The sequence below is a fragment of the Neobacillus sp. Fa239 genome (genome assembly GCF_055395235.1).
The window spans coordinates 3,782,898-3,797,987 of the sequence record NZ_AP041611.1; the positions used below are offsets into that span (position 1 = coordinate 3,782,898).

The following is a 15,090-nucleotide window of genomic DNA, read 5'->3' on the forward strand; positions in this document are numbered from 1 at the left end:
TAGTGACATCCTTATTCGCAGTGCGCTTCAAAAGCATTCATTAAATTCTGCATTACTTCTTCCAGTGCATGGCCTTCGATATCATGGCGATGAATAAAATGAACCACTTCCTTGCCCTTCATTAATGCAAATGATGGTGATGATGGTTCATACCCTGCAAAATATTCCCTCATTTTAGCTGTAGCTTCCTTATCTTGTCCTGCAAAAACAGTAACAAGATGGTTTGGTTTTTTATCGCTATTTAAAACGGCTTGGGAAACAGCTGGACGGGCTAACCCTCCGGCACAACCGCAAACAGAATTTACCGCAACAAGGGTAGTTCCCTTTGCATTCTCCATAAATTGCTCAACTTCTTCAGTTGTTTTCAATTCTTCGAAACCCGTTCTGGTTAACTCTTGACGCATTGGTACAACCATTTGTTTCATAAATTCTTCATATGCATTTGACATTGCTTTTTCCTCCAATTGATTATGTCTAGATTATTCTTCTGACGTTTTCCTTGCCTCCGTCATTTGTTTCCAAACAGAGCCTTTTGCTTCTTCGCCGCCCTCAATTCTTTCAACTGCCATTTTGATTTGCATGCTGACTTCAAACTCGGGATCATTCTCAGCGGCCTTTAATGCAGGCAATGCTTTTTCGTCGCCAACTTCATATAAAAACATAGCAGCCCGCCAGCGCACTAACTTGCTCGAGTCGTATAACGCATGGACCATCTCTTCCTGCGCTTCCGGGAACCCTAGATCGGATAAGCAATCCCCTGCTGTACGGCGGACCGTCACCGCTTTGTCCTTCAATGCTTTATATAAGTAGGGCAATACTTTCGTGTCTTTGATCATACCAAGGTACACGGTGGCAAGTCTTCTGATCGATGGCTTCTCATCTGCCAATGCCATTTCCAGAACTGGAAGGTCATCCAGATCAGGATCTTCCATTTGTTCAAGCAGTTGATAGCGAATTTGCCATTCTGAGTGTTTTAAATCTTCTTTGGTTAATTTTTTTCGAGTAATGGATGATTTTTTTTCTTTTTCTCCCGACTGAGCTTTTTGGACTAAAGCTTCCAGACGGGCCATTGGATAAGCGGCAATTAATTCCTCAACAACCTCCTGGCCAATCTGATCAAAATCCCCATATCTGACCCCTTGATTCTGCCATTTCCGTAATAAAATATAATTGTCATCCGGAAGCTGCGCTTTTTCCCTTTCCTTTAAGAAGTATTCCGGCATTCCAAACCGTTTCTCGGTTGAACCATCAGATAGCTTAACTTGAAGAGGAATGTCCTTAAACATTTGGATTTCAACCTTTATTTCACCAAAATGATCATCCAGGACAACATTCGTTTGTCCCTTGTCATCCACGGTCTCACCAAATGCCTGGCGGACCTTTGGCAGCAATTCCTTCCAATCAAATTTCGCATTCCGTTCGACAGCCAGGAAGTCTGCCACATGGTAAACCCCTTTGATGCCGTCAATTTGTAAAATGCTTTGGATGATTTTTGGAGCAGATAATGCGGTTTCCTTTTTATAATTATTGCTTTTACCCATCGGGAGTTCTTCATTTAACAGGATTTTCATTGTATTTGGGCTTGGCGTTGGTTCAATTGCCTTTATTTTCACCATAGTCACCTTCTTATGCAATCTCAATAACAAGTTTACCACATTGATATTTAACTAATCATATAAGATGCTTTATTCATTTTCCGCAACCTCGGCCAAATAAGACCAGCGCTCGATTAAATGTTCGAGATTCTCATTCAATTCAGCTTCCTGCTTCATTAATTCTTGAGCCCTTGTAAAATCGCTGCCAACCCCTGCTAATTCATTCGATACTTCTTCGAGCTTTGCTTCCGTTTTAGCAATGACAGCGTCAATTTCTTCCCACTCTTTTTTCTCCTTAAAAGTCATTCGCTTCTTTTTTTCTTTTTCTAGAGATTTGGCAGGCTGGCTGGTAACAGCCGCAGGCTTCGATATATCGTTTAAAGCAACATTTTCAAGGTACTCGGTGTAATTCCCGTAAAACGGGTCAATTTCTCCTTCCCCTTGAAGGACAAGAAGCTGTCCGACCACTTTATCCAAGAAATAACGGTCATGCGATACGGTAATGACTACTCCAGGGAATTCATCTAAATAATCCTCAAGGACGGTCAATGTTTGGGTATCCAAATCGTTCGTTGGTTCATCCAATAAGAGAACGTTCGGGGCCGTCATTAATATTTTCAATAAGTATAGTCGGCGCTTTTCCCCTCCGGAAAGCTTTCGAATAGGTGTACCGTGGGAATAGGATGGAAAAAGGAACCGTTCCAGCATTTGGGCTGCGGAAATCGTTTTGCCATCAGAGGTTTCCACAATTTGGGCCGTTTCTTTAATATACTCAATCATCCTCTTGTTTTCATCCATGTCTTCGCTTTCTTGGGTGTAATAAGCAATTTTCACCGTTTGTCCCATGTTGATTTCACCTTCATCAAGAGGGATTCGATTCGCAAGAATATTGAGTAAAGTAGATTTTCCGGTACCATTCCTGCCGATGATGCCAATACGGTCACCCGGCTTCACGAGCCAATCAAAATGGGTTAGTATTGTTTTTTCCCCATAGCGTTTGGATGCATCCTTTAATTCAAATACTTGCTTGCCCAATCTGCTCCCGTTAAGGGAAATATCCAGTTTTTCCCCTGTCGGCTTCCCGCCCGCTAACTTATCATCCAGTTCCTCAAAACGCTGAATCCGCGCCTTTTGCTTTGTGGTTCTAGCTTTGGCTCCTCTTCTGATCCATTCTAGCTCCCGTCTAAAAAGGTTTTTCCTTTTTTCAAAGGTTGCCGCTTCGTTTTCTTCACGAATCGCTTTCGCTTCTAAAAAGGCTGCATAATTCCCCTTGTAGCTGTATAAATTTCCGCCATCAAGCTCAAACATTCTGTTAGCAACACGGTCCAAGAAATAACGGTCATGGGTCACGAGTAAAATCGAGCCGCTGTACCTGCTTAAATATTCCTCCAGCCATTTGACCGAATCGAAATCAAGATGGTTGGTCGGTTCGTCTAATATAAGTAAATCAGGCTCTGCGATTAATATTTGGGCAAGGGCGACACGCTTTTTTTGCCCGCCGGAAAGCTCGCCAATTTTTTTCGTGAACTCTTCAATGCCCATCTTGGTTAGGATTGCTTTGGCATTTGCACTGGCATCCCATGCATTCAGTGCATCCATTTGCTTTTGGAATTGAAAAAGCTCCTCCTGAATTTTCGTGTCATTTGGGGAAGAATTTAATTGTTGAAGTGTTTTTTCATAATTGCGCATCAATTTTAAGATTGGTGCTTCCCCATGAAAGACTTGTTCGAGAACAGTCCGGTCCTCATCAAAATCAGGCTGCTGTGCCAAATAAGCGATTGTATAATCCTTGCCGGTGATAATCTTCCCCTCATCTGGAAGGTCTAAACCGGCAACAATTTTTAATAACGATGATTTTCCGGTACCATTTACCCCAATAAGGCCTACCCGCTCTTTTTCACCAATGGTAAAGGAAATTTCGTTAAACAACTGTTTTTCTCCATAAGTTTTCGAAACATTTTCTACTGTGAGCATTTTCATGATTGACCATTCCATTCTTGAAAAAATTGTTCTAAAAATGTCTCCATCATCTGATGTCGACTGTCAGACATATTTTTGGCGGTATCCGTATTTAACAAGCCCTTTAATTTCAAAAGTTTTTCATAGAAATGGTGAATGCTCGTTGATTTTCCTTTTCGATATTCTGTTTCTGTCATTTCTTGTCGGACTTCAAAGGCTGGATCATAAATTGGCTGACCCTTTTTTCCACCGTAAGCAAATGCTCTCGCAATGCCAATGGCACCAATGGCATCTAAACGGTCGGCATCCTGGACAATTTTAGCCTCGACCGACTCAAGGACTGTTTTCCTCCCGCCCTTGTAGGAAATCGAAGATATAATTTGTTTAATATGGTATTTAGCATCAACCGATAGTTCAATCGTATCGAGAAAGGTGTCGAGCTTTGCTTCACCTTTTTCGGCACTTACATTTAGTTTTTCATCGGGTATATCATGAAGGAGGGCAGCCAATTCAATCACAAAGGGGTCTCCTGTTTGTTCTTCTTTGCAAATATGTAAGGCATGACGACGCACACGGTCTACATGAAACCAATCATGTCCCGTTGGGTCTTCACCTAGTTCATTTTGGACAAATCTTTCTGTTTGTTCAATGATTTGATTTTTCATTCAAAACACCTGCTTTCATCCTGCTATTTTACCATGAAAAAGCGGTTTGGATAAATACAAACAGGATGTACCCTTAGATGATAGAAAAATCCGCGGGTTTCCGCGGATTAATGAGCCAATTATTCAAGTTTCTGAAACCAGCTGATTCCAAGCGTGTTTTCTCCGGCATGGACGCCGATGACTGCACCTAATGGACAGCAGATAATATCAAGGATGGGGAACTGCCCGTTAAGCTCATTTTTCCATTTATCAGCCTGCTCCTTGTGTAGTCCGTACAGAATATAAATTTCTTTCATTTGAAATTGCTCATATGAGGTTCGTAAATAATCGACGATTCTTTCCTTCGCCTTTTTCTCGGTTCTTACCTTTTCTTTTATCGCTAAGGCGCCGTCTTCAATTGAAATAATCGGTTTGATGTTCAGCATGCTGCCAAGGAAAAACTGCAGACCTGACATCCTTCCACCGCGGTGCAGCTGTTCAAGACTGCCAACCAAAACATATGTTTCATTTGTATCACTTATTGTCCCGAGCTTTTCTACGAGATGATCTGGACTCATCCCTGCGGACATCCATTCCATCCCTTTTTTTATTAAGGCTGTTAATGGGTAGCTTAAAATTTTAGAATCTATGGTCGTAACAGGTATGGAAACAAGCTTCGCCGCCTGCTGGCTTGAGGAAACCGTGCCGCTTAATTTGCCTGAAAGGAGAATCGTAATGATTTGATCATATTCCTTTTCCAATCTTTCATATAGCACTTGAAAAGATCCGACGGAAGGCTGTGAGGTTTTAGGCGGAGTTTGGGCCAATTTTAGTTTTGCAAAAAGCTGTTCTGGCGTTAAGTCAATTCCATCATGAAACTGTTCACCATCTAGGATAATGGTTAGTGGGTTAATATATAAATCTGGATGTTTTGTTAATTCGTCATCTAGAAATACCGTGCTATCGGTCACCCAGGCCGTTTTGACCAAACTCATCGCTCCTTCTGCCCATTATTTCTATATGAAATTTAAGTATTATCTTTTATGGTACCCCGCCAGACAAATAATGTAAACATTTTAAATTTTCAGACTCCATTTAACTTGGATGTTGATTTCCGCTCCGGGCGCTCGCTTTCCGCGGGGAGGTCCGGGAGCCTCCTCGACGCATAGGCGCCTGCGGGGTCTCCCGTGACCTCTCTATCCCGCAGGAGTCGAGCGCCCTCCTCTCCAATCAACGGTAGTAATAAATCAATATTCTCTTTTAACACATTAAAAAAATAAGACCATTAAATTTGCAAACTCTTTAATGACTCAAGAATATAGTCAACCATTTCAATTAAATCATCCATTTGGTCTTCGCCGATGAGACGGTCAAATTCGATGGTAATGATGTTGCGGTGCTTTTCATTCATTAAAGGCTTCCATTGCGTGATAAGTGTAATTTTTCTTGACGGTCCCCAAATTTCTGTAAAAATGTTCTCGATTTGGCGATAATCCACCATCTTATCCGGGATCTCAAATAAGAATTCAAGCTTCACGGAACAGCCGGCAAGCTGACCCGCATCTGCATTTGGAATGAGCTCTGCTGCAAGATTGACAAGCTTTGATTCCATTTCGATTAAAGCTGTAGCGGTTTTTCCCGGTAATCGAAAGTAAATCTCAAATTTCCGCGACATTTTCGCCATATTCATCAAATCATTTCGGTCCGTGATGATTATTTCCCCTGAAAGGTCTAAATCATATAGCGCCCCTTCGATTACTACCTTCATGTTATCGAAAGCAGTCGGGTCAAACATACCAATCACCTCATTGTTAATTTTCCTTGGCTATATTGTATCAAATAATAATTTATTACAAAAAAAATGATTTGCTGAATTTAAGTTAATGATTATAATATTAATGATTGAATTTTAAAAAAATAACGATCGATCTCACTGACTTCTTAATCTATATAAAGGGGATGATAACTTGCCTATAAATATACCAAAGCTTTTACCTGCACGGGAGGTGCTTGAGCAGGAGAATATTTTTATCATGGATAACGAAAGGGCGACAACGCAGGATATTCGACCATTAAATATCCTAATTTTAAACTTAATGCCTGAGAAAGAGAAAGCGGAAACCCAGCTGCTAAGACTATTAGGGAATACTCCGCTGCAAATTAATGTCAATTTTTTAAAAACAAATTCCTATGAATCCACGAATACTAGTAAACAGCATCTTGAACAATTTTATACGACTTTTTCGGATGTCAAAAATCAGAAATTCGACGGAATGATTATTACTGGGGCGCCAGTTGAGCTTTTAGAGTTTGACCAGGTAAAATATTGGTCTGAGCTTACTGAGATTATGGATTGGACGTCTACCAATGTCACATCCACACTCCATATTTGCTGGGGAGCCCAGGCAGCCCTTTTTTATCATTATCAGATTGGAAAATTTGAGTTGTCTCGTAAATGTTCCGGAATCTATTCCCATAAGATTTTTGAGCAAAATGACATTTTACTTAGGGGCTTTGATGATCATTTTTATGCACCGCATTCACGATATACGGATGTATCCATCGAAGGGATTAAGGATCATCCTGAATTGAAGCTATTAGCTGCTTCGGATGAAGCGGGGGCGTTATTGATTTCTTCAAGAAACAGAAAACATGTAATGATTACCGGGCATTTGGAATATGATTCTGATTCTTTGGCCGAGGAGTACACAAGGGATCTAAACAAAGGGTTGGAAATACATATTCCCGAGAACTACTTTCCCAATAATGATCCCAACTTGACGCCAATCAATCGCTGGCGGTCTCACGGGCATTTATTCTTTTCTAATTGGCTGAATTATTATGTTTATCAGGAAACACCATATTTGTGGAAATAAACAGAGGCTGTCCCAAAAGGGTCAGACCCCTTGTTCAACACTATATATAGCTGCTTTTAAGATAAGTTCGGCTGTATATTAACGTTGTGGGGACTGACCCTTAATTTCGGGACTGCCTCTTTTTTTGTCTCCTTTTCGATTATGATTCGTACAATATTGGAAGAATAAATGGAAAAGGAGGAATATTTATGGAAAAATTAGTTGCTCTTCATCGAAATCACTTTGGTGACATCATTAATTTTGTCACATCGGAAGGCAGGGTCATTTCCTATCGAAAAGCCCTAATGGAAGTAGAAAGCGGGTTAATTGAAGGGGCCCAAACAATCGAAGAGTTTGATGGACATAAATACTTAATACCGGCGCAGGAAGACTCCTTTGACCACTATCCAACCCTTTAGGGGGTCAGTCCCCCGTTGCTGTAATGCATTAAAGCAATGGGGGACTGACCCCTTTTATTCATTTTCTTCATTTTGTCTTTGAATTTCTTTTAAGGATTCGATACGGGTGGCGTCTTCTTCAAAGAATTGAACGAGGTCTCCGATGCGGTCGATGGAGTCCCAGCTTAGGTGGTGTTCGATGCCTTCTACATCATTGTAGATGTTTTCATCTTTTACACCGATGATTTTTAACATTTGTTCAAGTAATTCATGTCTATAGACCAGTCTTTTACCGATCTTCTTGCCTTTTGATGTTAAGATTAGACCTCTATATTTTTCATAAACCAGATAGCCATCTTTATCAAGTTTTTGTACCATTTTTGTTACTGAGGAGGGATGAACTGATAAGCTTTCAGCAATATCAGAGACACGAGCGTACCCTTTTTCTTCAATTAATTTATAAATTTGTTCAATATAATCTTCCATACTAGGTGTAGGCATCCCATTCCCTCCAAAAAAATAATCATTAAAAGTTTACTATAGATAGAAAAGAGTGACAAGGTAGTTTATCACTCTCCAGGTTTAAAAATCCTATACTTCCCCAAATAAAAACCTTATCGTCTTGTCCTTTTCGTCAAGAATGAGCTTAGCATTAAAGGTTTTATCATTTTTAATAAATCCTTCGATCAGCTCCGTTTTTCCTTCCGCCAATAGGAGTTTCACCTGTTTCTGGGTAATATTTTTACCTAATATTTTTTTAGAAATGGTAAAATTACAATGATTTTTTTGATAATTGCTACATCCATAAAAGCTGCCACGATCCAAAATGGTTCCATCGCATTTTTTACATGGACCAAGCTTTGTAAAAGTTTTCGTTTTCCTTTTTGCCGGTGAAAAGTTTTCGCGTACATTTTCTGAAAAGGTCCAACTCTCTGATTGGCCGACACTTGAAGAAATGAGGTGAAATACCATTTTGTTGGTCTGCTCCATAAAATGCTTTGGAGAGGCAGCACCTTCGGATATTTCCTTCAGTTTCTGCTCCCATTTTGCCGTCATTTCCGGGGATGATAAAATTTCTTGTCCAATTGCTGCAATTAATATCTTTGCTTTAGCCGTTGCATAGACTAAATTCTTGGTAACATCAATATAAAGACGATCCTTAAGCATTGTGATAATGCCAGCCCTGGTAGCTTCTGTTCCAAGCCCTTCTGTTTTAGACAAGATTTTCTCCAGCTCTTTATCCTCAATATGCTTTCCGGCCGTTTTCATGAGTGTGATCAATTGGCCTTCCGTATATCGCTTTGGCGGCTGTGTTTGGCTTTCTTTTACCTCTACCTTTTCAGTTATACCTTGTTCGCCTTTCGTTAATAATGGGAGAGCGGGCTCGTCCTCTTGCTCTTTTTGATGGAGGACCTTTCGCCATCCTTCTTCAATTTGAACTTTTCCTTTTGATTGAAATAATGCCCGGCCATCTACTAAGGTTGTCACGGTTGTGTATTCCGCAATAGACTTATGATAATGAGCTGCAATCAAGCTCGTTACAATGAGCTCATAAATTTTTCGCTGATCCGGATCAAGTCTTTCTACATTCGGAATTTGCTCTGTCGGGATAATAGCATAGTGATCCGTCACCTTTTTCTCATTTACATATCGCTTATTTTCTGCCAATGATGCAATGGGAAGAGGAAAAAAACCTGCATAATCTTTAATATTACTTAATTTGTTGAGGATTTCCGGAAAAGTAATCGCCTCTTCTTTGGTAACATAGCGTGAGTCCGATCGAGGATATGAAACATTTCCTTTTTGATAGAGTTTTTGGAGAACATCCAGTGTTTTCTTTGGTGAAAACTTAAACCGTTTATTTGCTTCCGCCTGAAGGGCCGAAAGGTTATAAAGGAGAGGAGGGAAAAATTCTTTTCGTTCAGAAACCACATCTGCTACTTCAGCAGGCTTTTGCTGGCAAAAAGCCGCAATTTTTTCGGCTAACTCTTTTGTTTTAATTCGTGATTCACCATCATTCTGCCACTTACCCATGTATTTTTTACCATTAATCGAAAAGTGAGCATTAACTTCCCAAAAAGGCTCAGATTTAAAATTTTCAATTTCCAATTCCCGTTTGACAATAAGAGCTAAAGTAGGGGTTTGCACTCTTCCAACTGAAAAAACATCCGAAAAACCCTGTTTTTGCAGCAGCAAGCTATAGAGCCGGGAAGCATTCATACCAACCACCCAATCAGCACATGCCCGTGTATAGGCCTCAAAATATAAATTTCTCGTTTCCTTTTCTTCTAATAACCTCTGAAATCCCTCGCGAATGGAGTTAGCGGTTAACGAAGAAATCCATAACCGTTTCATTGGTTTTTTACATCTTGCTTTCCGGAGAATATTGCGGATGATTAATTCGCCTTCCCGTCCGGCATCGCCCGCATGGATAATTTCGGTCACGGCAGGATCTGTAAGCAATTTTTTAATAACGGCAAATTGTTTGGCCTTATCCTTCGTTACCTCATACTCAAATTGCTGAGGAATCATCGGTAAGGTTTCCAATGACCATTTCTTCCAATCCGGCTGGTATTTTTCGGGTGCAACAAGCTGACATAAGTGACCAACCGCCCAGGTTACATAGGCCCCTTTTGTAAAAACCTCATTCGGATAAATTTCGATAAAGCCATTCTGTTTTTTATGTTTAAAAATCGAAGCAAGCGTTGAACCCTGGTCCGGTTTTTCCGCGATAATTAATTTCATTTTAGTTGCTCCTTTTTTAAAAACTTCCCAACCTTCATTTTCCCACTTTAATGCTTATTCGTAAAGTATGAAAACAAAACAAAAAGAGGCTGAATCAACCTCTTTTAAGCAACATCTATATTTACTTGCTTGACGGAAGATCAAATTCCTGGTTATACCAATTTTCTTCAGGGATAATATTAGAGACGGTCAAGATTAAGGATGGAATCCGCTCCACATCAAATATGATGGCACCAATTTTCTTTGTAAACATGATAAAAGCATCTCCATGTGAGAAGGAAGCTAAATCATTACCAATATGGTGTAATGTTGTGATGATTGCCTGCTTTTCATCAGATTCGATTAAAACCTGCGGTGAAAATCTTAAAATCCAATCCTCTCCCTCAATCGAAAATCGGTACATTTCCTCACCCTTTGGCAATTCATTTTTATTAAATCATATGATTAAAAGAAAATTTTATGTCCAAGCAATTCATTATATTTGACATACGAAAACGCCCCATTTATTAAATAAAATACCGTTTTCATTCCTTGACTGTCCAAAACCATTATTGTATATTTAAACTATCATGTTACATAATTTGCTTGGCTTTATGCTTTCCTTATTTCTACATGATAAATATTTAACTTGGACATCAATCGGGATGTCTTGAAAGGCTTAGGAGGAAGAAATACATGCAAAACGGTAAAGTTAAATGGTTCAACAATGAAAAAGGTTTCGGTTTTATCGAAGTAGAGGGCGGCGACGATGTATTCGTACATTTCAGCGCAATCCAAGGTGAAGGCTTCAAATCTTTGGAAGAAGGCCAAGAAGTTTCTTTTGAAATCGTTGAAGGAAACCGTGGACCTCAAGCATCTAACGTTGTAAAACTTTAATCCAAAATGATCAAAGGCTGGCGTAAAAGCGCCGGCCTTTTTATTTGCTCAAATCATTATGTAAGCTTCTTCCCATACTCTTGCAGCTTTTCGCCAATCGTACATTTTGAAATACAAAAACGGTGGGCAGACCTCCTCCCTCCTTCCTTGATCATTTGTTTATGCAAAAAACACCCTTCACAATACTCCTCCATTAAAGCTTCTACATGAGTTAATAGTTCTTTTCTAATAGCCTTCTTCACTTATTCATTAATCCCCATTCTTATAGGATTTGCGTTTTCGCAAAAATTTCTTTCCCTGCTAAAGCCTGTGTTGCTAATTTATCCGCTTCCTTATTATCGTTTCTCGAAATCGGCTTATATTTCGGCTGAATCCCAAGTGATTTAATTTTTTCCTCAATACGGTCGAGCCAAGCATTCAAATTCGCTTCATAGCAGGGCCATTCCCCTTCAAGCTGTTTTAACACAACTTGGGAATCGCCTTTAAATTCACAAGGTAAATGGTGGACCCCTAAATCTTCTAAAATATTGAGTGTATAGTAAAATGCAGCATATTCCGCTTCATTATTCGTTTCCATTTCATCAATATGCTCATTTGCACGAATCCGATACTTCTTCTTTCCTTGCCTATAATAAATGACTGCCCCTAGTCCTGCACGATTCGTTTCCTTTTCAAAGCCGCCGTCGAAGTAAACGGTAACTTCATGCGGATCTTCTTCAATCTCGGTTGTCAGCTTTTTCATTTCCTTTAATGTCCATGAGGAGCCCATTTCATCATAAAAATTAATCTCAATTGCTTTTCCGGTGCTTTCAAGCTCGTCGCCTGTTTGAATCGCAATTTCTCCCGTAACCCAATCCGATGTAAAGAGAATTTTTTCATTCCCTTTTAATTTATATTTCCACTCAATCCGATAGTTCATTGCTTTCAGCCTTTCTTCCAAAAGTTCAAGTTGTGTAAGTGCCTTTTCTTTTCTTTTCTTCAACTTCCTTTTTATACGATATGTTTAGTTTTCCATTCTTATCATACCCAGTTTTGAAATTGTAGATATATTAAAATCTTTTTCTGCACTAATTTCTTAAGTATGATAAAATTTCAGTTAGCTTAAACATTTGGAGGAAAACAACATTGATTGAAGTATATATTGACGGAGCAAGTGCAGGGAATCCAGGCCCCAGCGGTGCAGGGATTTTTATCAAAGGAGGCGGAAAGGCTGAAAAACTTTCGCTTCCGCTTGGAATCATGTCCAATCATGAAGCAGAATATCACGCCTTTATCAAAGCATTGGAAATTTGTTTAGAAAAAGGCTATGCACATACAGCCGTATCATTTCGGACAGATTCGGAATTAGTGAACAGGGCTGTTGAAAAAGAATTTGTCAAAAATAAACAATTTGCCCCTTTGCTTCAACAAGCGCTTGAATTATCGAAGAGATTTGATTTGTTTTTTATGAAATGGATTCCAAGCATTGAAAATAAGGTTGCTGACGAGCTTGCGAGGCTTGCAGTTCGAAAAAATACTTTGGAGGATTAAAGTTATGAAGAGACCCATTTTTGCTGACATAAGTTTACTGCTGGTGACTTTAATCTGGGGTTCGACATTTGTACTCGTTCAGAATGCCATTTCCTCACTTGAACCATTCTCCTTTAATGGAGTTCGTTTTTTAATTGCAGCAGTCATCCTTTTTGTCTGTTTACTTCTCTTTGATCGAAAACAGCTTAAACAAATCAATAAAAAACTCATTCTTTCTGGAGTAATTATTGGATTTTGGCTTTTTCTTGGCTATGCAACACAAACCATTGGGCTTTTGTATACAACCTCCTCGAAAGCAGGTTTTATTACAGGCTTAAATGTTGTTTTCGTTCCATTGATATCCATGTTTTTAATGAAACAATTTCCTAGTCGTAATGCGGTGTTCGGAGTGCTGGTTGCCACAATCGGCTTATTTTTACTGACGATGACCGATGTGACATCCTTAAATAAAGGAGATGGCATTGTTTTTCTATGTGCGATCAGTTTTGCCCTGCAAATTATTCTGACTGGAAAATACAGCACTAGCTTTCCAACCTTATTGCTGACCGTTATTCAGATTACTACCTGTTCAATATTTTCTATTATTTCTGCTTTTTTATTTGAAGATTGGAAAAAATCTTTAGATGTCCATATTTTGCTTTCAAACAATGTTCTGATTGCTTTATTGATTACGAGTATTTTAGCAACGGCTTTAGCCTTTTTTGTGCAGACAAATTTCCAAAAATATACCACGGCTACCAGAGTAGCCCTTATATTTGCAATGGAACCAGTATTTGCAGCGATTACTGGATATTTCTGGGCAGATGAAAGATTATCAATGAGTGCCTTGTTTGGCTGTATTTTAATTCTTGCTGGAATGATCTTTGCAGAAGTCCCATCCAAAAAAATCACATTACTAAGAAAAAACAAGAGCTTTCAAGGATAAAAGAGGCGGTCAAAGACCGCCTCTCTTTTATATGGCCAACAATTCATTCTCTTTGATGAATCTCATTGCGGCTTTTCGTGATTTTATTTGATTCGAAGTGAACGTTTCGAGAATAGACATGTAAAAACTGCCATCAAACGTTTTTTGTGCTTTCAATGTCATTTCGATTGCCGTGATGATCACTTCATCAGAAGCATTTGTATAGTGTTTACCAAAGTAAATAAACCCAATCGAATCCTCTTGAAGCTGAAAGCCTTTACCTTTCAAATAATGCAAATAATCTTCCACCGTTTGCACTAAAATCTCCATCCTTCTTCCTACAATCTAGAGCTGCCAATTAAAATCTTAACTTAATATGCCCGATTTTTCTATCATTTTATAAATTGTTTTGGAAATACTATCAAATCAGGAGGTGAACGTTATGACTAAAAGTAAAAATGCAAGCCGAGGCGCGAAAGCACCAGGAGTAACCCCTCAGGGCTATGGTCAGGATGCTGAATTCGCCGAGGAACCAAAAAGCAAGCTAGAAAACGCTGCGAAAAAAGCAAATAAAAAATAAAGACAGTGGAAGCCACGATAAAATAGCATTTTTCATGTAAAAGAGGTTGTCCAGTGACAACCTCCTTTTTACTTATGCAAGGAAGGCTTCTTCAAGTGGAAGCAATCTCTGCAATCCACGAAGCTCTAATTCCATTAATTTATTCATGGCTTTTTCCTTTTGAATCATTAATCCAGCTGCATGAATATCCAAGCTGACAGGAACATCACATTTAATTTCTGCCAGTTTTCTGGACAGATGGAGCATGTCTAAATCCTGCTCAATTTTCGTCTTATTCGACTTAGATAAGCGATCAAGATTAGAAATAATGCCCTCGACATGATTAAATTCGTGAAGCAGTTTAAGAGCGGTCTTTTCTCCAATCCCTTTTACACCTGGATAATTATCGCTTGGATCACCCATCAGCGCTTTTAAATCAATCATTTGCCTTGGCTGAATTCCTTTTTCCTGAAAAAAGGTTTCTGGGGTATGAATGAAATAATTGCCGTACCCTTTTTTCAACAAAATAACCGAAATGGATTCATCCAATAGCTGAAGGATATCCTGATCACCTGTTAAAATGGAAACATTCGCAAATTCTTTCGCTTGTTTTGCAATCGTTCCAATACAATCATCAGCCTCGTAGCCCGCGAGTCCAATATTGGGAATATCAAAGGATTCAACGACTTCCTTTACCAGATCAAATTGAGGAATCAACTCGACAGGCGCTTCCCCGCGGTTCCCTTTATAGTCTGAAAAGATTTCTGTCCTAAAGGTTTTGCTTCCCATATCCCAGCAAACAGCCAGATGGGTTGGCTTAAAAGTCGATACTGCGGTAAATAAATGCTTAATGAAGCCATGGATTCCATTCGTTGGAGTCCCATTGGAATTTATCATAAATTGTCCGGTAACAGCCGTAGCGTAAAACGCACGAAATAACAGTGCCATTCCATCCACTAACATTAGTGAAGGCTTTTGATTTTCCATTTTGGACCTCCTCGTATAGTGTTTTAAACAACACGATT

At 39.3% G+C, this 15,090-nt stretch carries 19 protein-coding genes; 6 read left to right on the forward strand and 13 right to left on the reverse strand.

All coding sequences use genetic code 11. The annotated features are described in order from the left end of the window. Positions 1–11: 11 nt before the first annotated feature. The 6 genes from ACZ5XR_RS18520 to ACZ5XR_RS18545 form a co-directional block, all read right to left on the reverse strand. Positions 12–449 (reverse strand): BrxA/BrxB family bacilliredoxin, encoded by a 438-nt coding sequence (locus tag ACZ5XR_RS18520; protein ID WP_464497798.1) that lies wholly within the window; start codon positions 447–449, stop codon positions 12–14. Positions 450–479: 30 nt separating this feature from the next. Further along, complete coding sequence (locus ACZ5XR_RS18525) at positions 480–1,613, reverse strand: conserved virulence factor C family protein (RefSeq protein ID WP_464502370.1); 1,134 nt, start codon at positions 1,611–1,613, stop codon at positions 480–482. Positions 1,614–1,685: 72 nt separating this feature from the next. Further along, entirely contained in the window at positions 1,686–3,575 is a 1,890-nt protein-coding gene (locus tag ACZ5XR_RS18530) for an ABC-F family ATP-binding cassette domain-containing protein (RefSeq protein WP_464497799.1), read from the reverse strand. Then, positions 3,572–4,219 (reverse strand): HD domain-containing protein, encoded by a 648-nt coding sequence (locus ACZ5XR_RS18535; protein ID WP_464497801.1) that lies wholly within the window; start codon positions 4,217–4,219, stop codon positions 3,572–3,574. Before ACZ5XR_RS18535 ends, ACZ5XR_RS18530 begins: the two co-directional genes overlap by 4 nt. A 119-nt stretch (positions 4,220–4,338) precedes the next feature. Beyond that, positions 4,339–5,187, reverse strand: a complete 849-nt coding sequence (locus ACZ5XR_RS18540) for a DegV family protein (RefSeq protein WP_464497802.1) — start codon at positions 5,185–5,187, stop codon at positions 4,339–4,341. 296 nt (positions 5,188–5,483) lie between these two features. Further along, entirely contained in the window at positions 5,484–5,993 is a 510-nt protein-coding gene (locus ACZ5XR_RS18545) for a hypothetical protein (RefSeq protein ID WP_464497803.1), read from the reverse strand. 172 nt (positions 5,994–6,165) lie between these two features. Between ACZ5XR_RS18545 and metA the strand changes: the two genes are divergently transcribed. Beyond that, positions 6,166–7,074 (forward strand): homoserine O-acetyltransferase MetA, encoded by a 909-nt coding sequence (gene metA, locus ACZ5XR_RS18550; protein ID WP_464497804.1) that lies wholly within the window; start codon positions 6,166–6,168, stop codon positions 7,072–7,074. 188 nt (positions 7,075–7,262) lie between these two features. Then, a complete protein-coding gene (locus ACZ5XR_RS18555) occupies positions 7,263–7,472 on the forward strand; it encodes a DUF3892 domain-containing protein (protein WP_464497805.1) in 210 nt (69 codons plus the stop codon). 54 nt (positions 7,473–7,526) lie between these two features. On the opposite strand, the gene mntR is transcribed toward ACZ5XR_RS18555, so the two are convergent. The 3 genes from mntR to ACZ5XR_RS18570 form a co-directional block, all read right to left on the reverse strand. Beyond that, positions 7,527–7,952, reverse strand: a complete 426-nt coding sequence (mntR, locus tag ACZ5XR_RS18560) for a transcriptional regulator MntR (RefSeq protein ID WP_464497806.1) — start codon at positions 7,950–7,952, stop codon at positions 7,527–7,529. A 90-nt stretch (positions 7,953–8,042) separates the two neighbouring features. Next, positions 8,043–10,196 carry a DNA topoisomerase III gene (locus ACZ5XR_RS18565; protein WP_464497808.1) on the reverse strand — a complete coding sequence of 718 codons (2,154 nt, stop codon included), beginning with the start codon at positions 10,194–10,196 and terminating at the stop codon, positions 8,043–8,045. A 121-nt stretch (positions 10,197–10,317) separates the two neighbouring features. Next, positions 10,318–10,599: a hypothetical protein gene (locus ACZ5XR_RS18570; protein ID WP_464497809.1), complete on the reverse strand. Its 282-nt coding sequence runs from the start codon at positions 10,597–10,599 to the stop codon at positions 10,318–10,320. A gap of 272 nt (positions 10,600–10,871) precedes the next feature. Between ACZ5XR_RS18570 and cspD the strand changes: the two genes are divergently transcribed. Further along, positions 10,872–11,072 carry a cold-shock protein CspD gene (gene cspD, locus ACZ5XR_RS18575; protein ID WP_066047720.1) on the forward strand — a complete coding sequence of 67 codons (201 nt, stop codon included), beginning with the start codon at positions 10,872–10,874 and terminating at the stop codon, positions 11,070–11,072. A gap of 56 nt (positions 11,073–11,128) precedes the next feature. Here cspD and ACZ5XR_RS18580 read toward each other — a convergent pair whose 3' ends face one another. Both ACZ5XR_RS18580 and ACZ5XR_RS18585 read right to left on the reverse strand, forming a co-directional pair. After that, complete coding sequence (locus tag ACZ5XR_RS18580; protein WP_464497811.1) at positions 11,129–11,314, reverse strand: zinc-finger domain-containing protein; 186 nt, start codon at positions 11,312–11,314, stop codon at positions 11,129–11,131. A 20-nt stretch (positions 11,315–11,334) separates the two neighbouring features. Beyond that, positions 11,335–11,991: a ribonuclease H family protein gene (locus tag ACZ5XR_RS18585; protein ID WP_464502371.1), complete on the reverse strand. Its 657-nt coding sequence runs from the start codon at positions 11,989–11,991 to the stop codon at positions 11,335–11,337. 206 nt (positions 11,992–12,197) lie between these two features. Between ACZ5XR_RS18585 and ACZ5XR_RS18590 the strand changes: the two genes are divergently transcribed. Both ACZ5XR_RS18590 and ACZ5XR_RS18595 read left to right on the forward strand, forming a co-directional pair. Beyond that, positions 12,198–12,602 (forward strand): reverse transcriptase-like protein, encoded by a 405-nt coding sequence (locus ACZ5XR_RS18590; protein WP_464497813.1) that lies wholly within the window; start codon positions 12,198–12,200, stop codon positions 12,600–12,602. A 4-nt stretch (positions 12,603–12,606) separates the two neighbouring features. Continuing rightward, entirely contained in the window at positions 12,607–13,527 is a 921-nt protein-coding gene (locus ACZ5XR_RS18595; protein WP_464497814.1) for a DMT family transporter, read from the forward strand. A gap of 27 nt (positions 13,528–13,554) precedes the next feature. Here the strand turns inward: ACZ5XR_RS18595 and ACZ5XR_RS18600 are convergent, their stop codons facing one another. Then, a complete protein-coding gene (locus ACZ5XR_RS18600) occupies positions 13,555–13,836 on the reverse strand; it encodes a DUF6123 family protein (RefSeq protein ID WP_464497815.1) in 282 nt (93 codons plus the stop codon). Positions 13,837–13,948: 112 nt separating this feature from the next. On the opposite strand from ACZ5XR_RS18600, the gene sspL reads away from it, so the two are divergent. Continuing rightward, on the forward strand, positions 13,949–14,086 hold the full coding sequence (gene sspL, locus ACZ5XR_RS18605) for a small, acid-soluble spore protein L (RefSeq protein WP_464497817.1): 138 nt from the start codon (positions 13,949–13,951) through the stop codon (positions 14,084–14,086). A 72-nt stretch (positions 14,087–14,158) separates the two neighbouring features. Here the strand turns inward: sspL and ACZ5XR_RS18610 are convergent, their stop codons facing one another. Next, positions 14,159–15,052 (reverse strand): 5'-3' exonuclease, encoded by an 894-nt coding sequence (locus ACZ5XR_RS18610; RefSeq protein WP_464497818.1) that lies wholly within the window; start codon positions 15,050–15,052, stop codon positions 14,159–14,161. Positions 15,053–15,090: the final 38 nt, after the last annotated feature.